We start from the raw sequence: 20,055 nt of genomic DNA, 5'->3' as shown, positions 1-20,055 counted from the left end.
TACACACAATAGTAAAAGCTATGAGATAATTTCCTGTATTTCGTCACAAATACTAAGATAGTGGTTTCTGGCATAGCCTCCACCCATGACCTACCGCCAAAGGCGGTGGTTTAGCCATTAGAATTAACCCAAACAAAGAACGCCCCCGAATATTCGGGGGCGTTCTTTGTTTGAAAGGGTGAAGACTACATTTTCATGGTGTCTTTTTTCATCATGGTATCCCTCTTCATTTTCTTTTTCATCTTCATCTTACCGTCTTTCCATTTTTTCTTCACCTTAACAGTGTCTGTTTTCTGTTGAACCGGAACCGCATAAACGCTCCCGAAAGAGATCGCTGCTAAAGCGATCATGCATAATACATTTTTCATAGCTTTTTATTTAGTTTAGACATTTACTAAATCAAAAAACGCACCAAACGCGGTAAAAATTTTGTGGAAACTAAATAAATTAAATTTTTGTGCCGTTAGGTATAACCGCACGCTTTTTAACTACCACAATTCCATCCTGCACTGTATAGGTACCAAAATCGCCATTAGGTAAAAGATCTCCGCAGTTGATAGATACATCATTACCGATATAGGTGTTTTTATCTATAATGGCATTTTTGATCTGGCAACGGTCGCCAATACCCATTATAGGTTGGTCATGCTCCTGGCACTCTTCAATTTGCTCCAGTGTTTGATAGTTGTCACTGCCCATTATATAGCAGTTTTCGATAGTTGTATCAAAGCCAATACGGGTACGTATACCAATTACAGAACGTATCACATGGCTGGCGTTGATGATACAGCCATCGGCAATTATTGCTTTCTCCATATGTGTGCCTGATACCTTTGACGGCGGCAACATCCGCGCACGCGTAAAAATGTAATTCTTATCAAACAGGTTAAACTGCGGTATATCATCTGTTAAACCTAAGTTAGCATCAAAGAAAGAAGGTATGGTACCAATATCGGTCCAGTAACCTTCATACTGATAACTCAGCACCCTGTGCTCGTCTATAGATTGCGGGATGATCTCTTTACCAAAATCAGTACTTTCGTTGCCCTGCAACAATTCATATAACAGCTTCCGGTTAAATATATAGATCCCCATTGATGCCAGGTAAACGCGTTCCTGCGCCTTCATCTCGGGGCTAACTTCTGATACCAGCTTATCAAAACCGGTTTTGGGTTTTTCAACAAAAGCGGTAACCATACTGTTTTCGTCGGTTTGTAATATCCCGAAGCCGGGTACATCATTAACATGTACCGGTATGGTAGCGATTGAAATATCGGCTTTAGCTTCAACATGCTTATTGATCATGTCCTCAAAATCCATCTGGTACAACTGGTCGCCTGACAGGATCAACACATAGTCAAACTCATGTACCGCCAAATGGTGCAGGCTTTGACGCACTGCATCAGCAGTACCCTGGAACCAGGCACCGCTGGTAGGGGTTTGCTCGGCAGCTAAAATATCAACAAACGCTTCGCTAAAACTGCTAAAGTGATAGGTGTTTTTAATGTGTTTATTTAATGACGCCGAGTTAAACTGTGTTAAAACATAAATACGTGTGATACCAGAATGCAGACAATTAGAAATAGGAATATCAACCAAACGGTATTTGCCCGCGATAGGCACAGCCGGTTTTGAGCGTGTTGCAGTAAGGGGATACAATCGGCTGCCCTGGCCGCCGCCAAGTACAATGCAAATTACTTTTGAGGTCATGTTGTTGTGGTATTTAAGCTTTGGTAAAGTTCCATATATTTTTTTGCGGATACATCCCATGAAAAGTCAAGGGCCATCATCCGCTTACGTAAAGTTTGCAATGTTTTATTGTCATTAAAAAGCACCACCGCCCGGCTAACCGCATAGCATATATCCTCAACGCTGGTATTATTGTAACGGATGCCGTATCCGCCGGTATCGCCAAAATCAATTACGGTGTCCTTTAATCCGCCGGTACTGCGCACCAGGGGCATGGTGCCATAGCGTAATGAATATAACTGGTTCAATCCGCATGGTTCAACGCGGCTTGGCATCAGCAAGAAATCCGACCCGGCATAAAACAGGTGGGCCAGCTCCTCATTATAGCCGATGTAAACGTTGCAATCAGCTGGAAATTTCTCTTTAAGTTCCTGCAGATCCATTTCTGTCTGCGGATCGCCGGCGCCCAGTACCAGGAAGTTCACTTTTCCGGCAAATTCTTCCAGACTGGTTTCAATTGCTTCGGCCAGCAGGTCGGCGCCTTTTTCAAAAACCAAACGGCCAATAAAAGTTATTAAAGGCTTAGCCGGATCAAGGTTAAAGCGTGTGCATAACGCTTCTTTATTTTTTTGTTTGCCCGCAGCGACTTTAGCCACGGTAAATTTCTCCGCGATCATTGGGTCGGTAGCCGGGTTCCATACGCCGGTATCAATACCGTTAATAATACCCACACCTCTGGCCCGCTCTAAAAAGAATAAAAACTCTAACCCGTTCGAGCTTATGATCAGTTCTTCCAGATAGCTGGGCGAAACCGTGGTATACCTGCTTGCACAACGCACTGCCGATGCCAACGGGTTTATGCCACCGCTCCAGTCGAGCAAGCCCGTTTTGGTGAGGTCGATCTCCGGCAGATAAGAAAGTTTATCCCATCCAAAAGCGCCATGGTACTGGCCGTTGTGTATGGTGAATACCGTTGGCGTTTTTGCCAGCCGGATATATAGCTTAGAGTATTGTAACAGAAACGGCACCAGCCCCGAGTGGTGGTCATGGCAATGGATGATATCCGGCGATTGCTGCGAATAGCTTATCCAATCCAAAAACGCAATCTGGAAAGCAATGAATTGTTCGGTCTCATCCGGGTAGCTGTAAATATTTTCACGGTCTATTAAGCCGGGTATTTTAACCAGATAAAGCTCAAAGCCCAGCTTGTTAGTTTTTTCTTTCAGTATCTCAAAATACAGCCTGCGGGTACCCAGTAAAGTGGCACTTTGAAAAACGGTATCAAATTCGTTTTCGCGTACAAATTTCCGGTCGTAATAAGGCATTACAACAGCAGCGTTATGCCCTGCCAGCGTTTGATATTTAGGCAAAGCGCCAACCACATCAGCAAGCCCGCCAACCTTGGCGACAGGGTAACATTCGGCACTCAGGTGAAAAATTCTCATCGGTTTATATACTGCGATTAAGGTACTAAACATTCCCGCAAATAAACAAACACATAATTGGAAAAATCTGTTTTTATAGATGCAAAAATTCAACCTAAATGCAGCTATAATTATGATTATGATATTTTATCTATTTAAACGATATATAAAATTGAGATTATTATAAATTTAAATCGTATTAATATTAACAATAATTTAATGGCGCAGGTGCTCCGGGCGGGGCAGGATGCTACCACAGCATTAAATAACGCAGAGACGCACAATATTACGCTGCTACGTTATTTATTAATGCGCCTCCAGCCAATTTAACCCCGTACCAATCTCGACCACAATTGGCACGGTAGTTTTAATAGCGGTTTTCATATTATGCATGATGATGGGCTTCACAATTTCAATCTCATGATTGGGCACATCAAACACCAGCTCATCATGTACCTGCATGGTCATCCGGGTATCCAGTTTTTTTTCTTTTAGCTCACGGTGGATATTGATCATGGCTATCTTGATCATATCCGCTGCCGACCCTTGTATAGGTGCGTTAATGGCATTTCGCTCGGCAAAGCCCCGTACGGTTTGGTTGGCCGAGTTAATATCGCGCAGGTAACGCCTGCGGCCCATCAGCGTGGTTACATAACCGTTTTCGCGGGCGAAGTTCATAGTGTCGCTCATATATTGTTTAATGCCGGGGAACTGTGTAAAATAATTTTCAATGATCTCGGCAGCCTCCTTACGCGGGATGCCGAGGCTCTGCGACAAACCAAAAGCCGACTGCCCGTAAATTATCCCAAAATTTACCGCCTTGGCATTTCGGCGCTGGGTGCCGTCCACGTCCTCAACCGCTACACCATAAACATTTGCTGCGGTTGCGGTATGGATATCCAGCCCTTTAACAAAGGCATCCATCATGGCAGCGTCTTTGCTTATTTCGGCAATAATACGCAGCTCAATCTGCGAATAATCCGCAGATACAATACTGTGCCCGCTGTCGCGCGGAATAAAGGCTTTGCGCACCTCGCGCCCCCGCTCGGTACGGATAGGGATATTTTGCAGGTTAGGGTTGGTAGAACTTAACCTACCCGTTGCTGCTACTGCCTGGTTATAGCTGGTATGTACCCGGCCCGTTTTTTGATTAACCATTGTCGGCAAAGCATCAACGTAGGTTGATTTTAACTTTTGCAGCTGGCGGTAATCTAAAATATCACGAACGATATCACTTTTATTAGCTAACGACAACAGCACATCCTCGCCGGTTTGGTATTGCCCGGTTTTGGTTTTCTTAGCTTTGGGGTCGAGCATCAGCTTTTCAAACAACACTTCGCCCAGTTGTTTTGGCGATGCGATATTAAAACGGACGCCGGCTTTTTCGTAAACTGTTTTCTCCAGTACGCCAATATCTGTTTCCAGGTCCTTTGAGAATTCGCGCAGCGTATCGTGGTCAATCTTTACGCCTTCGTGCTCAATATCCGCCAGCACGTAAATCAGCGGGTTCTCAATTTTATGCAGCAGATCCTCGGCACCTACCGCCTTTATTTTAGGCTCAAAAACCTCTTTCAATTGCAGGGTGATGTCGGCATCCTCGGCGGCATATTCTTTTATCTTTTCTATCTCAACATCACGCATGCTGCCCTGGTTCTTGCCTTTAGGACCGATCAGTTCGGTTATGGATACCGGTTTATAACCCAGGTAGTTCTCGCTCAGCACATCCATACCATGGCGGGTATCCGGGTCAATAATATAATGGGCCATCATGGTATCAAACAGGTCGCCGCATAGCTGCACGCCGTACCACTTCAGCATCAGGATATCAAACTTAATATTTTGCCCTGTTTTACTAATGGTCGGGTCCTCCATTACTTCCTTAAACTCATTCACAATAACCTGTACTTCGGCCTGATCAATGGGCACGGGTACATACCAGGCCTCATTGGCTTTTATGGCGAATGACAGCCCAACCAACTCGCAGTTATTCGCATCGGTACCGGTAGTTTCGGTATCAAAGCAAAAGCTTTTTTGTTGTTTTAATAAGGCGATCAGTTCGGCGCGTTTTTCTTTGGTATCTGCCAGGTAATAAGTATGCTCAACATTATTTATATTTTTTGAGGCGGCTACAGTTTCAGACGGTGACCCAATATCCTGGATATCTACCGTCATGGTTGTGCGGCCCTCGGCAACTGGTGCGCCAAACATATCTATTTGCGTACCTGCCGATGTTGCTTTTATTTCGGTTATACTAAAATCGTCACCAAAAACGCGGCGGCCCAGGGTTCTAAACTCCAGCTCGGCAAAAAGCGGCTCTAACAGTTCCTTGCTTGGGTCGCACATTTCCAGCCCGGCCTCATCCAGCTCAACCGGCGAATTCAGGTTAATGGTCGCCAGTTTCTTCGATAGTAAACCCTGCTCGGCGAAGGCTTCAACGTTTTCACGAAGTTTACCTTTAAGCTCATAGCTATGGCTTATTATCTCTTCAACTGATCCGTATTGTTTAATTAATAGTTTGGCTGTTTTCTCACCAATGCCGGGGATGCCGGGGATGCCATCCACCGCATCACCCCATAACCCCAGGATATCAATTACCTGCTCGGGCCGTTCAATTTCCCATTTGGCTAATACTTCCGGCACACCCAGTATCTCCATATCATTACCCATGCGGGCAGGTTTGTAAATGAAGATATTATCAGATACCAGCTGGGCAAAATCCTTGTCTGGTGTCATACAATAAACCTGGTACCCTTTCTGCTCGGCTTTTTTGGCCAGGGTGCCTATGATATCATCGGCTTCAAAACCATCAGACGTGATAACCGGGATATTAAAACCCAGTACCAGTTTATAAATATAAGGCAGTGCTGCAGACAAATCTTCGGGCATGGTCTCGCGGTGTGCCTTGTAGGCCGCAAAATCAGTATGGCGCTCGGTTGGCGCATCGGTATCAAACACAACGGCCATGTGGGTTGGTTTTTCCTTTTTTAATACATCAAGCAAGGTATTGGTAAAACCCATTACTGCCGACGTATTTAATCCGCCCGACGTGAAACGCGGGTTTTTGCTTAAAGCAAAATGTGCCCGGTATATCAGGGCCATACCATCTAAAAGGAAAAGCTTTTTCATTATTTACTGTAATTGCAACGGTGGGTTTTGATTACACCGATGTTTTCAAAAATACAATTTTAAGTAATCAGGTAATCCCCTAATCAAAATAAATCAGCGGGTCAAGCTATTTAAACGAGCAGCCCTGCACATGATCATTCACCATGCCTGTGGCCTGCATATGCGCATAACAAATAGTACTGCCAAAAAATTTAAAGCCCCGTTTTTTCATATCCCTGCTTATGGCATCAGATACAGGGGTAGTGACAGGCGTGCTGCCCGAGGTATTATTAACAGGCTTACCATCCGGCATAAAACTGTACAGGTATTGATCAAATGTTCCAAACTCTTTCTGCACTTCCAGGAATAGTTGGGCATTTTTTATAGCCGCTATAATTTTCAGCCGGTTACGGATTATACCGCCATCCTGCATCAGACGTTCCACATCCCCGTCATCAAAGGCCGCCACCTTATGCACATCAAAATTGGCAAACGCTCTGCGATAGTTATCGCGTCTGCGTAAAATGGTTATCCAGCTCAATCCCGCCTGCGCGGCCTCCAGTATCAAAAATTCAAACAGAACTTTATCATCATGGGTGGTTTTGCCCCATTCGTTATCATGATATTCCATGTATAGCGCATCGGTGCCACACCAGGCGCAGCGTTTTAGTTGTTGGGTCATATCGTTCTGTTTTGTAGAGACGCAATGCTTGCGTCTCGGCTATGCAAGTTATTTATTTTATTACAGGGTATACTCTACGGCAATTAATTATGCCTCGTTTAATTCATCCCAATATTCTACCGCTCTTCTATAATGCGGGATAACGATTGATCCTCCTACCAAATTGGCTATCATAAACACCTCGTTCATTTCGTCGTGCCCTACACCCGCCTCATAACATTTACCCAGGTGGTATTTTATGCAATCATCACAACGCAATACCGTTGACGCTACCAGGCCAAGCATTTCCTTCGTTTTTACATCCAGCGCACCATCGGCATAAGTGGTGGCGTCCAAAGCAAAAAAGCGTTTGATATTGGTATTGGCCGATTCCATGATCCTATCGTTCATCCTGGTGCGATAGCTTTCAAAATCTTCTGTTAATTTTCCCATGGTTTTATGAGGAATGATAAGTGAATTATTGAATGAGTACTTTTTTTGAAGGGATAAAGTTAGGAAATCCATTATCTTTATCTCGTCATTAACACGTAACAAACCACATAAAAATGGAAACCTTATCGCCCAATATTTTTACGTATGATATGAAAGCAACTATTGCTTTTTATCAATTACTTGGCTTTAAAATTACGATGTCTGTACCTGAAGAGGGCGACGACTTAGTTTGGGCTATGATGGCAAACGGCCCCGTAACCATGATGTTTCAAACTTTTGAGAGCCTTGCAAATGAATTGCCCGAGATTTCGCGCACAGCTGGCGGATCGTTGTTATTATACATCAATTTAAAAAACATCCGCAACTTTTTTGAGCAGGTTAAAGATAAGGTACCGGTATTAAAAGGATTGGAAACCACCTTTTATGGCGCGACCGAGTTTTCTATAAAAGACAATAACGGCTACGTATTAACTTTTGCAGAGCACGAATAAACATGGTTAACTTTAAGCGTACAGATCATATCAATATTTGCGTGGCGCCGGCAGAGCTGGAAGCGGCCCGTAAATTTTATGCTGACGTTTTGGGGCTGCAACAGATCTCGCGCCCTGACCATATCTTTATTACACCCGGCTATTGGTTTATTATAAGTGATATCCAATTACATATAGGCGTTGAGCCGCCTGTTGGCCGTACGTTCAGACATACTGCTTTTGAGGTTACCAGCCTGGCCGCCGCACGCAGGCATTTAGAAGCGAATAGCATCAGGATAGACGAAGAGCCGGTTATTGAAGGGCGCAACCGGTTTACATTTTTGGATCCGTTTGGGAATAGGATGGAGTTGCTCGAGTATCTTGCTTAACCTGCTTCTGTTAGCTGCCTGTCGACCCATTGGGCAGGGTCAACAGAAAGCCCCGGACCGTTTAAATAGGCCGTAATACACTCTTTTTTGTACATTTGCCCCATGGCCGCTATAAAACCATCTTTACCCAAAGGAACCCGTGACTTTTCGCCCGCCGAAATGGTAAAACGAAATTTTATTTTTGATACCATTAAAGACGTATTCCGCAAGTTTGGCTATCAGCAAATTGAAACACCGGCAATGGAGAATCTCTCCACGCTAACCGGGAAGTATGGCGATGAAGGCGATAAGTTGATGTTTAAGATATTGAATAGCGGCGATTACCTTTCAAAAGTCGACCCTCAAAAATTAGCAGGCGCAAATTCAAACCAGCTTGTTTCAGACATTTCTGAAAAAGCCTTACGTTATGATCTGACCGTACCCTTTGCCCGTTACGTGGTACAACACCAAAACGAAATCACCTTCCCTTTCAAGCGTTTCCAGGTGCAGCCGGTTTGGCGTGCAGACAGACCGCAGAAGGGCCGCTACCGCGAGTTTTTTCAATGCGACGCGGATGTGGTGGGTTCTGATTCTTTATTAAATGAAGCCGAATTTATCCTGATTTATGACGAGGCTTTAAGCAGCTTGGGATTAAAGGATTTTAGCATAAAAATTAATAATAGAAAAATTCTATCCGGCATAGCCGAAGTTATAGGAAAAATTGATAACATAATTGACCTGACTGTTGCCATTGATAAACTGGATAAAATCGGCCTCGACGGTGTTATAAAAGAACTGCTTGAAAAGAGCTTTACCATTGAAGATATTGAGCGGCTTAAACCGGTAATTTTGCTGGACGGCACCAATTCGGTAAAACTGCAAAGTTTGCGCGCGGCGCTCGCCGGGTCTGCAATTGGCCAAACCGGCTGCGACGAAATAGAAGAGGTACTGAGTTATATAGATAACTTTAAACTTCAAAACGCAACGATTGAATTAGACATTACCCTGGCACGCGGGTTAAACTATTATACCGGCGCCATATTTGAGGTTAAAACCAATGAGGTTGCCATGGGCAGTATCGGCGGCGGCGGCAGGTATGATGATTTGACCGGCATGTTCGGCCTGAAAGGATTAACCGGCGCAGGCATATCTTTTGGCGCTGACCGTATTTATGATGTGATGGAAGAGCTAAACCTTTTCCCGGCCGACACCAACCAAAGCACCCTGGTTTTAATATGCTGCTTTGATAAAGATGGTGAGCTGTATGCCCTACCGCTGTTACAACGCCTGCGCGAAAACGACATTAATACCGAGCTCTACCCTGCCGGCGCTAAGATCAAAAAGCAGTTAGATTACGCCAATAATAAAAACATCCCTTACACCGTAGTTATTGGCAGCGATGAAATGCAAAGCGGCCAACTTACTTTTAAAGATATGGCATCGGGCCTGCAGGAGAAGTTGACGGTAAAAGAGATTTTAGAGAAGTTGACGCCGGGTTTATAAAGTTTTGTTTGCCATTCTTCGCTTCGCTCAGAACGACAAACAAGACCTATATCAAATCCAATCCTGCAAAATTCTTATTCAGCACCTGGCTATTGCTTACATCAAGCCATTTATCCAGCAGCGTTGCGTAAATATCCCTGAAATCCACCTGGTATTTTAAATCCCCGTTGTCCAGGGTGGATAAGTCGGGCGAATCATTAAATATCCCTTGTTTCTTCAACTTACCGCCAAACATAAATACGTTGTTTGCTGTACCATGGTCGGTGCCGTTGCTGGCATTCTGCTCAACACGGCGGCCAAACTCAGAGAAGGTCATTACAAGCGTATCATCCAGTTTACCGGTTGCCTTAAGATCTTTTATAAACGCGGCCACGGCATCGCCATAAATTTTTAACTGGCGGCCCTGCTGCCCCTGCTGGCCAACGTGGGTGTCAAATCCGCTTAGCGAAACATAATAAACCCGGGTATCTAATCCCGAATTAATAAATTTAGATACATTCTTTAACTGGTAGCCTAAACCGGTGTTAGGATATTGCGCGGTTACATTATAAGTTTTTGATGTTTTCTGTATATAATCAGCCGACGAATAGGTTTCGATCATGGTTTTATACAGATAACCCAGGTTGTCCTCATTTAAATTAGCGTCGCCATGGTCATGCACCAGATCCTTAAAGAACGGCTCGCGCGTAGTTTGGAACAGCTTGTTAGGGTCCTGCACGGCAATGCCCTTCATTTTAGCCCCTTTCATAGCCAGCGACAGGGTGTCATCAACTTCAATAGCTGTATACGGATTTTTGCAGGTCTGGCAGTTCGAATCCAGGTAACGGCCGATCCAGCCGGTGCTTAAAAACTGGTTAGCGTCACTGCCGGTTTGCCAGATATCCATCGACCGGAAATGCGACCGGTCGGGGTTTGGATAACCTACCGAATTAATAATGCTCATCCAGCCCTGATCATAAATCTCTTTCAATGCTGACAGGTTTGGATTTAATCCCTGCATATCATTCAGGGTAACTATATCCGGCTTATTAATAGCTATGGTTTTACGCTTTTGATAGTAAATATCATTACCATAAGGGATGACGGTATTTAAACCATCATTACCGCCCGAAAGCTGGATAATAACCAGATTTTTATGCCCCGTTAAATCGCCTTTTGCAATTGCCTCTAAAGGCTTTAAAAAAGCCGGCACCATAAAGGCCCCTGATATTAATGCGGTGTTTTTTAAAAAGTCTCTGCGTTCCATAACTATTTAATTTTGCCTGGGCAAATCAGTGAACGAGTGGTTAGCTCCTTTACTTATCTGCCCAAATTTCATTACCTTATTTAATCATTCCAAATCACTCATTCGCCCGTTAAACTCAGCATAGTTGATACTCCGGCGTTGATACTATTTCTATTATTACTGATTTTATATCGCCGGGCCTGTTAACCTCGTCAATTACTGTTTTATTTAAATCAGGCTCCAACATAAAACGGGCTATGTCTTCGTGTGTGGTATCTTTGGGGATATCTTTTAAAAACTTATCCCAATCGGGTGTCGCCTGTACGCGTTTAATTACATTTAACTGTTGCTTGCGTTGCGATGCCAGGTAGGCTTCATCCTCGGGTGTCGCCTTGCCGGTAAAGTCAATAACACCCGCGTTAAGTATGGTTGAAGGTATCTTCATCCGGTACATGAGCGACGAACTGTCTATCCATGATCTACCGCCCGGCCACCCGGCAACATTTGGCGGCCTGAATAATACCTGGCCTAAAGTACGCTGAAACTGCATCAGCACATCGGGATTTTGATAGTTAATATAAAACTGACGGTTCAATCCCACTAAAAACTCAACCGGCGATTTTACCAGGTTACCTATATTCTTTTCATCATAAAACCAATCAGACAGGAACACAAACTTCAGCAACGGCGTTATCTCATAATTTTCTTTATAGAAAACATCGGCCATCTGCCCAATGTGGATATCATCAGGCACCTCATTAACAAAATATTTATACAGCTTAGTGCATATAAATACAGCAGTTTGCTTGTTGCTGGTAATGATATTCATGATATCCTCGCCGCAAAAATTGGCGGTCTGGCCCAAAAATGTTTTAACGCCGGTATCATGTGTTCCGTTGTTAAACTTATAGGTGCCGTCCTTGCCATTGTAGGCCCAGCCGGTAAATGAACGTGCCGATTCTTTTACATCCTGTTCGGTATAATGTCCGCGGCCAAGGGTGAAAAGCTCCATCAGTTCGCGCGCGAAATTTTCGTTGGGATGATTTTTTTGATTTTGCTGGTTATTTAAAAACTGCAGCATAGCAGGCGTTTGCGACACCTGCATCAGCAGCGTTTTAAAGTTGCCCAGCGCGTTGGCCCGTTCTATATTGTTTAGCTCCTGCTGGTAATAAAAATTACCCACATTGCATGAGAAGTGATTATGCCAAAAAAGCGTCATTTTCTCGCGCAACTGCGCCCCGGTAGTACTTAATTGTTTTACCCAGGCATCGTTAAGCGCCTTTTCCTGCTGATTGCGCTCCTGGTTAAGCGCCCTCTTTTGATCTTCGGTTAGCTCGGCAGCCGGCTTTGGCCTCAGATCGATATTTTCTGTTACAGCTTTTAGCGGTTCTATTTTTTCGGACGCCTGGAAAAGTTTTTTTACACTTTTCCTGATAGACCAGTTTTGGTGGTCATGCAGATCTTCAAACCTGATACCGAAACCGGCCCTGGCGTATAGATGTTTTATATTTTTCGAGTTATTCATAATACCTCCCTGTTAGGCTAACTGATACTCCGGCGATGACACCAGCTCGATAACCAGCGCCTTTGTGTCGGTTGACTGACTAATGTTATTCATTAATGCACTACTCAACTTAGGTTCTAACATAAACTGTGCTATACTTGTTTTACCCAGGCCTTTAGGTATACTGCCTAAAAATTTATTCCAGTCGGGCTGTGCCTGTACGCGGATATTCACCGCTTGCTGTTGGGTGCGCATCGTGGCTAAAAAGGCTTCGTCTTCCGGGTCGGCTTTCCCTTCAAAGTCGATAACCCCGCCGTTTAATATGGTTGACGGTATTTTTATCCGATACATTAATGACGAGCTGTCTATCCAGTTGCGCCCACCCGGCCAGCCGGCAACATTTGGCGGACGGAATAATGTCTGGCCCAATATTTTTTGAAACTGCATCAGCACGCCAGGTTTTTCATAAGTGATGTTAAACTGGCGGTTTAATCCAACCAGCAGTTCCAACGGCGATTTTACCAGGTTGCCCACGTTCTTGTCATCATAAAACCAATCGGCGGTAAACACATGCTCCAGCCAGGGGCTTATTTCATAATTATTTTTGTAAAAAATATCAGCCATTGCTTCTATGTGCGCCGGGTCGGGTGTTTCGTTTACCAAATATTTATACAATTTTGTGCTTAAAAAACGGGCCGTTTGCTTGTTCTCAAACAGGATATTAATAATATCTTCGCCCTTAAAATTTCCGGTTTTACCCAGGAAGGTTTTCTGACCGGTGTCGTGGACGAAGGGCCGAAACCTAAACTCGCCTGCGGCGTCATACCCCCAGCCCGTAAATGCACGGGCCGATTCTTTAACATCCTGTTCGGTATAGTTGCCCCGCCCAAGCGTAAAAAGCTCCATCAGCTCGCGCGCGAAATTCTCGTTCGGGTGCCCCTTTAAATTTTGTTGATTGTTTAAAAACTGTAGCATGGCCGGCGATTTTGCAACCTCCAGAGTCATGGTTTTAAAGTTACCCAGGGCATTAACGCGCTGTATATTTGCCAACTGCTGGGCATACAAACTCTGCTTGGCGCGGCAGGCAAAATGGTTATGCCAAAACAACGCCATTTTTTCGCGCAGCTGGCCTTTAGTGGTACCCATATAAGTTACCCAGGCTATGTTAAGTTCGCGGTCCTGTTGCCGTTGTTGCTGCTGAAACATTTTACGGCTGGCCGGGTCGCCTTTTATAACCATACTATAATCCACATTGCTTTTTACGGCCGTAAGGGGCTCATAATTTGCCGATGCTTTAAACAGGTCATTAACGGCTTGTTTAATACCCGTATTCGCGGCAGCCTTAAACTCGTCGAAACCCAGGCCGAAGCCCGCACGTGATACTAAGTGTTTGATTTGCTTAAGATTGGCCATGTTTTAAAGCTTTAAAACAGTATGAATGCTAATTTAACAAATAGTTTAATTGCAATGTCATTTTTATACGATAAGACATAGATTTGTGACAATGATATTCAGGCTCAATAAACATCTGGTATTCCCCGACCCTGAACTGGCTGAAGCAGACGGCCTGCTGGCTGTTGGCGGCGACCTTTCGGCAGAACGGTTGATGCTTGCCTATCAGAACGGTATCTTCCCGTGGTATAGCGATGATACACCTATCCTATGGTATTCGCCGCATGAGCGGTTTGTGCTTTTCCCCGACGAGCTGAACATCTCATCAAGCATGAGAAGGGTATTAAACTCAAACCGTTTTAAGGTAACTTTTGATGCCAGCTTTACTGACGTGATAACCGCCTGCGCCCTGGCCGAACGCAAGGACCAGGACGGCACCTGGATAACCGGCGATATGCAACAGGCCTATATCCGGCTGCATGAAGAAGGCTATGCCCGGTCGGTAGAGGTTTGGCAGGACGGTAAGCTGGTTGGCGGCATGTACGGCGTAGTGGTTGGTGAGGTATTTTGCGGCGAAAGTATGTTCAGCAAAGTTAGCAACGCCTCAAAAACAGCGTTGATCAGCCTGATGAAAACCGGCGGGTATAAATTGCTTGACTGCCAGGTACACAGCCAACACCTGGAAAGCATGGGCGCCCGGATGATCAGCAGAAAAGAATATATGGCAATGCTTAAGAAATAGTTGGGCAGGATAGCTAACTTTAGGGTGTTCCACTTTGCGTGAGCGGAACGAAGCGGAACACCCGGAACACCCCGGAACGAAGCGGAACACTTCGGAACACCCCGGAACACTCCGGAACACCCCGGAACGAAGCGGAACACTTCGGAACACTTTAATATAACATGCAGCAAATAATAAGCACCAAGGAACGAATAATTTTAGGCATTGACCCCGGCACGGCCGTAATGGGCTACGGGCTGGTTAAAGAGACCGGGCCTAAAATAGAACTCATCGCCCTCGGCGTGGTGAAGATGGATAAAATTGACGACCACATGCTAAAGCTGCAGCGCATCTTTGAAAAAACCGTTGCCCTTATTGATAACTACAAACCCGATTGCCTGGCCATTGAAGCGCCTTTTTACGGCAAAAATATCCAGGTGATGCTAAAGCTGGGCCGGGCGCAGGGCGTAGCCATGGCCGCCGCATTGTCGCGCAATATTGAGGTTACAGAATACTCGCCGCGTAAAATAAAACAATCCATAACCGGCAACGGTAACGCCGCCAAAGAGCAGGTTGCCGCCATGCTGCAAAGCCTGCTGAGCTTTAAAGAAACCCCCGATTTTTTAGATGCTACCGACGGCCTGGCCGTAGCCGTTTGCCATGCCTTCCAACGCATGCCTGCGGGCAAAAGCGGCAGCAAAAAGTCGTACTCGGGCTGGGATACCTTTGTTAAGGATAATGTGAAACGGGTGGTGAAATAGGTGCGCGGCTGCCTGGCTACGCGAATGAATTGATGAGATTCTGTTTCATACGGGTGTGATTATGACCCATTAAAGTAAATGGTTATATTTGATCATACCTAATACCTGTCGTATGAAAACCATTTATAAACTGCTGTTATTTAGCGTTTTATTGCTCGCGTCCGTTAAGCTAACGGCACAGGCGCAATACAACGTAACCGGGGTTGTTACCAACGAAAAAGGCGAACCGCTTAAAAGCGCCACCGTTTTTATCGGCGGGACGGAACGCATAATGCCTACGGATGAAAACGGCCGGTTCAATTTCAACAACGTCCCTACCGGTACTTTTCAGCTTTCGGTACAGATGTTGGGTTATGCGCCGTTAGCCCGCAATATTATTGTAAAAGACGGGCCGCTTAACCTCGAGCTGCAACTAGCTACTAAAGCTATTCGCCTTGATGAGGTAGTAATTGGCAAGAAAAACGCGTGGGATAAAAACTTCAAATTATTTAAGGAGAATTTTTTAGGCCAATCAGACAATGCTAAGCAATGTGTTATCCTTAACCCCAAGGCTATCAGCTTCAGCACCAAAAAAGGATTATTGTTGGCTGACGCGGATGATTTTTTGATCATAGAAAATAAGCGTCTGGGTTACCGTATTCATTATCAGCTTAAAGATTTTGGATATAATTCTAAAGCCGACATCGCCCTATACCACGGCGAATGCAGCTTTGAACAAATGGACGGAACAAGCAGCGAAAAAAAGAAATGGGCAAAAAACCGGTTGGCAACTTACCAAGGATCATTTATGCATTTCCTGAGATCGGTACATGCCGACAATACTTTGGAGAATGGTTTTATTACAAAACCGCTGTACGGTTTTGCAACATTAAAATACAATGATACTACTGTCCAACTATCAGACAGAATCATCATCAAGGACTCCCCGGTTATGTTCGACTCCCTGATTACAGCGCTCGATACCAATTTCACCTCGTTTAAATTCAGGCGGCAATTATATGTTATTTATAATCCCAAAATAGCGGCACGTTTTAAGATAACCAAATCAGATCTGAAACAAAGTACTTCTATCGACAAAAAAGGATCGTTGCTAAGGCTCGCTACCGACCAGGCCATTATCGATAAAAAAGGCAGCTATACTGATTACCGCGACTTTTATATTCATGGCTATTGGGCAAAAGCGCGGGTGGGCGATCAGTTGCCGGTTGAATACCAGCCGCCTTTTGCTGTCAGCCCCCGCAGGGACGAAGCTCTTAATCAGTTGACAAACATCCTGCAAAAATGGACGGTCAGCATCCCACAGGAAAAAGCTTATCTGCACCTCGATAAGCCTTATTATGCGCCTGGCGATACTATTTGGTTTAAAGGTTACTTAACCACCGGCAGCCGGCACCAGCTATCAGCCCTAAGCGGGGCGGTTTATGTCGATCTGGCCGACGAACAGGGCTTATTGATAAAATCGTTGAAACTACCGGCAACCTCGGGCATGGTGCAGGGCGATTTTGTTTTAGGCGATGATTTGAAGGAGGGCGCCTACCGCATCCGCGCCTATACCCAATGGATGCGCAACGCCGGTGAGGATTATTTCTTTGACCATATCTTTACGGTAGGTAACCCCGCAGAGCTAAAAAAGGGCAAGGAGTTTAAAAACAACTTCCAACGTGCGGATATCCAGTTTTTTCCGGAAAGCGGGAACCTGGTAAACGGCATTACTTCGAGGGTGGCTTTTAAGGCGGTAGGCGGCGACGGACTGGGGACTGCCATCAGTGGCAGGATAACCGACAATGAGCATAACGAGATAACCGAATTTGCGACACTGCATGCCGGCATGGGTAGTTTTTCGCTGAGGCCTTTATCAGGCAGGAGCTATACCGCCCAAATCAGCTTTGCAGACGGAACCACCAAAAGTATCGCCCTACCAAAGGCTTTGGATGACGGTTATGTGCTCAGTGTTTATCAGCCAAATAAAGACAGTATCCTGGTGCGGCTCAATACCACAGCCAGTTTACAGCCATCAACAGTTAACCTCATATCCCAAAGCAGCGGGGAAACGATCTTTGCTTCGGCCGTCAAGATCACCAGCCCTATTACTTCTATCTGGCTCTACAAAAAATCCTTCTCAAGCGGGATAGCGCAGTTCACTATTTTCAATAGCAACAACGAGCCGTTGAATGAGCGTATCGCGTTTATTAAAGGCGATGACCGAATGCAGTTGGCCGTCAGCACGGCAAAAACGATTTATAAAAGCAGGGAACAGGTGCAACTGAACTTAAGCGCAAACAATGGCGACCACGTGCCGGCCGCCGGCTTTTTTTCGGTAGCGGTGACCGATGAAAGCAAAGTACCTGTTGATGAAAGCGTTGAGAGTACGATTTTCTCTAACATCCTGTTAACCTCGGACCTTAAAGGCTATATAGAGAAACCTAATTACTACTTTACTGCAGATACCGGCGAAATAAACAGGGCCCTGGATAACCTGATGCTGACCCAGGGCTACCGCAGGTTTGAATGGAAATTGCTGGATAGCACCCTAAATACCAAACCGGCATTTGCGGTTGAGGGGCTGGGCACCACAATCTCCGGCCTGGTGACAACGCTTAACCATAAACCTTTGCCCAATGCCAGCGTGTCCCTGATGTCCATAAAAGCAAGGGTTGCCAAAGACACCATTACGGACGCCAATGGCAGGTTCAAATTCGATAAAATGTTCCTTTCGGATAGTATCAAATTCGCGGTACAGGCACGGGATACGAAAAACAGCGATAATGTCATTATCGTTGTAGACAGCGTCCCGCGGGTAAGTATCACCCGAAATAAAAACATGATGATTACTGACACCAACAAAACCAGACTGCAGGCTGCGGCGCAAAACGATAAAATTGCGCACCAAATTGCTTCCACCGCATCCAAAGAAGAAAATACCAAAGCCATACAGGACGACAAAAAAACGTCTCTAAACAAGCTGCATACTTTGAAGCAGGTAGATATTAACACCCGGAAAGCAAAAGAAGAAAACAGTCACAAAGGGATTGCCCTGCAGGAAATGTTTAGTTTGCCCGATGAGGCGTCTGCGGATAAAGTGATTACGGTTACCGAACCTGACAGTTATACTAACCTGGAAATGTTCTTACGAGGCCGACTGCAGGGTATCAGTATTGAAACAGACAAAGATGGTTTTAAGCAGCTGGTAATTATGGGGCAACCCGAGCCGGTGCGTTTACCTCCGGATCCGCGGGACCCGTATGACCCATATTACGGTAAAACGATTGGGCTCATTGTTAATGGAAGGAAGCTGCTGGAGAAAGGAGAAATTGACGACGTATTGGAAGGCAGTATCTTGCCTGAAGATGTTGCAAAAATAGAGGTGGTAAGAAAAAACCGGGCGATGGTTCAGCTTTTGCAGGGTGGTGACAGGTATGTGGGCTATGTGTTAATTTTAACCAAGCCGCCGTCTGCCCGCAAGCAATACAACCCCGCTATAGCCAACATAACCCCTAAAGGGTTTAATAAAGTGCGCCGGTTCTATTCGCCGCGTTATGACCGGCCGGATGTTGACTATAAACAACCGGACCGCCGTACCACCATCTACTGGAACCCTTATGTGAACACAGACGAAACCGGAAAAGCCACCCTCGACTTTTATAATGCCCATGGCCCGGGGACTTACCGCGTAGTGGTAGAGGGTATTAACGCCGCCGGCGAACTGGGCAGGCAGGTATATACTTACGCCGTGGAGTGAGGCGGCAAACCGGCTTTTAAACAGTAAATCAACCAAATACGCTGTTTATTTAGAGCGGGGGGCAACCTATTGCGGTATTGTTCCGTCATCAGTATAATCAAGATGCAGAACCTACCAAAGTGAACGAGGCAAAAGAAAACATATTAGCTACACTGGCCTATTTTGATATTTTCAAATATCCGCTAACCAGCGGTGAAATTTACCTGTTCCTGAAAAACAGGTATGATCAGCCGGACTTTGAGTTGGCGCTGAAATGCCTGGTTGCCAGCCGGTCGGTTTACCAGTTCAGTAATTTCTATACGCTTAAAAATGATTATTCTTTAATAGCCCGCCGCTACAACGGTAATAAAAAAGCTGCCGAGCTGATTAAAATTGCCGTCAGGGTTGGGGATATGCTTATCCGGTTCCCATATGTACGCGGCATTGCCATATCCGGCTCGTTATCAAAAAATTTTGCGGATGAGAACTCGGATATCGATCTGTTTATCATCACCGCGAAAAACCGCTTATGGATAGCGCGCACCTTAATGCATACCTTTAAAAAGCTAACTTTTTTGGTAGGCAAGCAGGACTATTTCTGCATGAATTATTATATTGATGAAGAACAGCTGGAGATTAAAGAGAAAACTATTTATACCGCTATTGAGGTGGTTACCCTTATCCCCCTGCAGGGCGATACGGTGATTGAGCAATTTTACGCAGCCAACAGCTGGACCCGCGAATACCTGCCCAACAAAATCATGCGCTTATCATCTGCCAAGCCGTTAAGGCCCACGCTGTTTAAGGTATTGTTTGAAAAGCTGTTAAACAACCCGGTTGGTAATGCTATTGATAGCCGGCTGATGAAAATTACCGCCGGCAGATGGAACAAGAAAACGGCGCAGAAAAAGCTAAACTCGAAGGGCGCCATAATGGCCATGGATGCTGACAAACATTACGCCAAACCCGATCCGGGGAATTTCCAGGCGCGGCTGCTGGAGCAGTATAAAAACAAGATGTCGCAGATATTGGTAGTGCCCGAAAATTTACTGGCCAATTAG

General features: G+C 45.2%; 16 protein-coding genes. 7 read left to right on the top strand and 9 right to left on the bottom strand.

The annotated features are described in order from the left end of the window. Positions 1-185: 185 nt before the first annotated feature. The 6 genes from LJ658_RS19695 to LJ658_RS19670 all read right to left on the bottom strand — a co-directional run bounded on the left by LJ658_RS19695 (position 186) and on the right by LJ658_RS19670 (position 7,332). The gene (locus tag LJ658_RS19695; protein ID WP_230548271.1) at positions 186-368 is read right to left on the bottom strand and encodes a hypothetical protein; all 183 of its coding nucleotides are present in this window, start codon (positions 366-368) and stop codon (positions 186-188) included. A 79-nt stretch (positions 369-447) separates the two neighbouring features. After that, positions 448-1,710, bottom strand: coding sequence for a glucose-1-phosphate adenylyltransferase (locus LJ658_RS19690; RefSeq protein WP_230548270.1), 1,263 nt, complete (start codon positions 1,708-1,710; stop codon positions 448-450). Continuing rightward, positions 1,707-3,134, bottom strand: coding sequence for a glycogen synthase (locus LJ658_RS19685; protein WP_230548269.1), 1,428 nt, complete (start codon positions 3,132-3,134; stop codon positions 1,707-1,709). Before LJ658_RS19685 ends, LJ658_RS19690 begins: the two co-directional genes overlap by 4 nt. Positions 3,135-3,419: 285 nt before the next feature. Then, positions 3,420-6,239, bottom strand: coding sequence for a DNA polymerase I (gene polA, locus LJ658_RS19680; protein ID WP_230548268.1), 2,820 nt, complete (start codon positions 6,237-6,239; stop codon positions 3,420-3,422). Between the two features lie 106 nt (positions 6,240-6,345). Further along, complete coding sequence (locus LJ658_RS19675) at positions 6,346-6,900, bottom strand: DNA-3-methyladenine glycosylase I (RefSeq protein WP_230548267.1); 555 nt, start codon at positions 6,898-6,900, stop codon at positions 6,346-6,348. Between the two features lie 87 nt (positions 6,901-6,987). Next, positions 6,988-7,332, bottom strand: a complete 345-nt coding sequence (locus LJ658_RS19670) for a carboxymuconolactone decarboxylase family protein (protein WP_230548266.1) — start codon at positions 7,330-7,332, stop codon at positions 6,988-6,990. A 113-nt stretch (positions 7,333-7,445) separates the two neighbouring features. Between LJ658_RS19670 and LJ658_RS19665 the strand changes: the two genes are divergently transcribed. The 3 genes from LJ658_RS19665 to hisS all read left to right on the top strand — a co-directional run bounded on the left by LJ658_RS19665 (position 7,446) and on the right by hisS (position 9,673). Beyond that, positions 7,446-7,823, top strand: a complete 378-nt coding sequence (locus LJ658_RS19665) for a VOC family protein (RefSeq protein WP_230548265.1) — start codon at positions 7,446-7,448, stop codon at positions 7,821-7,823. A 2-nt stretch (positions 7,824-7,825) separates the two neighbouring features. Continuing rightward, the gene (locus LJ658_RS19660; RefSeq protein WP_230548264.1) at positions 7,826-8,191 is read left to right on the top strand and encodes a VOC family protein; all 366 of its coding nucleotides are present in this window, start codon (positions 7,826-7,828) and stop codon (positions 8,189-8,191) included. A 102-nt stretch (positions 8,192-8,293) separates the two neighbouring features. Continuing rightward, on the top strand, positions 8,294-9,673 hold the full coding sequence (gene hisS / locus LJ658_RS19655) for a histidine--tRNA ligase (RefSeq protein WP_230548263.1): 1,380 nt from the start codon (positions 8,294-8,296) through the stop codon (positions 9,671-9,673). A 46-nt stretch (positions 9,674-9,719) separates the two neighbouring features. Here the strand turns inward: hisS and LJ658_RS19650 are convergent, their stop codons facing one another. The 3 genes from LJ658_RS19650 to LJ658_RS19640 all read right to left on the bottom strand — a co-directional run bounded on the left by LJ658_RS19650 (position 9,720) and on the right by LJ658_RS19640 (position 13,815). Beyond that, positions 9,720-10,919: a DUF1501 domain-containing protein gene (locus LJ658_RS19650; RefSeq protein WP_230548262.1), complete on the bottom strand. Its 1,200-nt coding sequence runs from the start codon at positions 10,917-10,919 to the stop codon at positions 9,720-9,722. Between the two features lie 115 nt (positions 10,920-11,034). Continuing rightward, positions 11,035-12,423 (bottom strand): DUF1800 family protein, encoded by a 1,389-nt coding sequence (locus LJ658_RS19645; RefSeq protein ID WP_230548261.1) that lies wholly within the window; start codon positions 12,421-12,423, stop codon positions 11,035-11,037. Positions 12,424-12,435: 12 nt separating this feature from the next. Next, a complete protein-coding gene (locus LJ658_RS19640) occupies positions 12,436-13,815 on the bottom strand; it encodes a DUF1800 family protein (RefSeq protein WP_230548260.1) in 1,380 nt (459 codons plus the stop codon). Positions 13,816-13,906: 91 nt separating this feature from the next. Here LJ658_RS19640 and aat point away from each other — a divergent pair, with 91 nt between their 5' ends. The 4 genes from aat (at position 13,907) to LJ658_RS19620 (ending at position 20,055) form a co-directional block, all read left to right on the top strand. After that, a complete protein-coding gene (aat, locus tag LJ658_RS19635) occupies positions 13,907-14,536 on the top strand; it encodes a leucyl/phenylalanyl-tRNA--protein transferase (RefSeq protein WP_230548259.1) in 630 nt (209 codons plus the stop codon). Positions 14,537-14,697: 161 nt separating this feature from the next. Next, positions 14,698-15,276 (top strand): crossover junction endodeoxyribonuclease RuvC, encoded by a 579-nt coding sequence (gene ruvC, locus LJ658_RS19630; RefSeq protein WP_230548258.1) that lies wholly within the window; start codon positions 14,698-14,700, stop codon positions 15,274-15,276. 112 nt (positions 15,277-15,388) lie between these two features. Beyond that, the gene (locus LJ658_RS19625; RefSeq protein WP_230548257.1) at positions 15,389-19,015 is read left to right on the top strand and encodes a carboxypeptidase regulatory-like domain-containing protein; all 3,627 of its coding nucleotides are present in this window, start codon (positions 15,389-15,391) and stop codon (positions 19,013-19,015) included. Positions 19,016-19,134: 119 nt separating this feature from the next. Continuing rightward, positions 19,135-20,055 (top strand): nucleotidyltransferase domain-containing protein, encoded by a 921-nt coding sequence (locus LJ658_RS19620; RefSeq protein WP_230548256.1) that lies wholly within the window; start codon positions 19,135-19,137, stop codon positions 20,053-20,055.

The organism is Mucilaginibacter sp. UR6-11, from assembly GCF_020880695.1.
Taxonomy (GTDB): domain Bacteria; phylum Bacteroidota; class Bacteroidia; order Sphingobacteriales; family Sphingobacteriaceae; genus Mucilaginibacter.
The sequence above is the reverse complement of the archived record's forward strand: the minus strand, read 5'-3'. Positions and strand labels throughout refer to the sequence as shown.

Coding starts and splice junctions, on each gene's coding strand:
- LJ658_RS19695 (WP_230548271.1), bottom strand. CDS start 368: ATGAAAAATGTATTATGCATGATCGCTTTAGCAGCGATCTCTTTCGGG.
- LJ658_RS19690 (WP_230548270.1), bottom strand. CDS start 1,710: ATGACCTCAAAAGTAATTTGCATTGTACTTGGCGGCGGCCAGGGCAGC.
- LJ658_RS19685 (WP_230548269.1), bottom strand. CDS start 3,134: ATGAGAATTTTTCACCTGAGTGCCGAATGTTACCCTGTCGCCAAGGTT.
- polA (WP_230548268.1), bottom strand. CDS start 6,239: ATGAAAAAGCTTTTCCTTTTAGATGGTATGGCCCTGATATACCGGGCA.
- LJ658_RS19675 (WP_230548267.1), bottom strand. CDS start 6,900: ATGACCCAACAACTAAAACGCTGCGCCTGGTGTGGCACCGATGCGCTA.
- LJ658_RS19670 (WP_230548266.1), bottom strand. CDS start 7,332: ATGGGAAAATTAACAGAAGATTTTGAAAGCTATCGCACCAGGATGAAC.
- LJ658_RS19665 (WP_230548265.1), top strand. CDS start 7,446: ATGGAAACCTTATCGCCCAATATTTTTACGTATGATATGAAAGCAACT.
- LJ658_RS19660 (WP_230548264.1), top strand. CDS start 7,826: ATGGTTAACTTTAAGCGTACAGATCATATCAATATTTGCGTGGCGCCG.
- hisS (WP_230548263.1), top strand. CDS start 8,294: ATGGCCGCTATAAAACCATCTTTACCCAAAGGAACCCGTGACTTTTCG.
- LJ658_RS19650 (WP_230548262.1), bottom strand. CDS start 10,919: ATGGAACGCAGAGACTTTTTAAAAAACACCGCATTAATATCAGGGGCC.
- LJ658_RS19645 (WP_230548261.1), bottom strand. CDS start 12,423: ATGAATAACTCGAAAAATATAAAACATCTATACGCCAGGGCCGGTTTC.
- LJ658_RS19640 (WP_230548260.1), bottom strand. CDS start 13,815: ATGGCCAATCTTAAGCAAATCAAACACTTAGTATCACGTGCGGGCTTC.
- aat (WP_230548259.1), top strand. CDS start 13,907: ATGATATTCAGGCTCAATAAACATCTGGTATTCCCCGACCCTGAACTG.
- ruvC (WP_230548258.1), top strand. CDS start 14,698: ATGCAGCAAATAATAAGCACCAAGGAACGAATAATTTTAGGCATTGAC.
- LJ658_RS19625 (WP_230548257.1), top strand. CDS start 15,389: ATGAAAACCATTTATAAACTGCTGTTATTTAGCGTTTTATTGCTCGCG.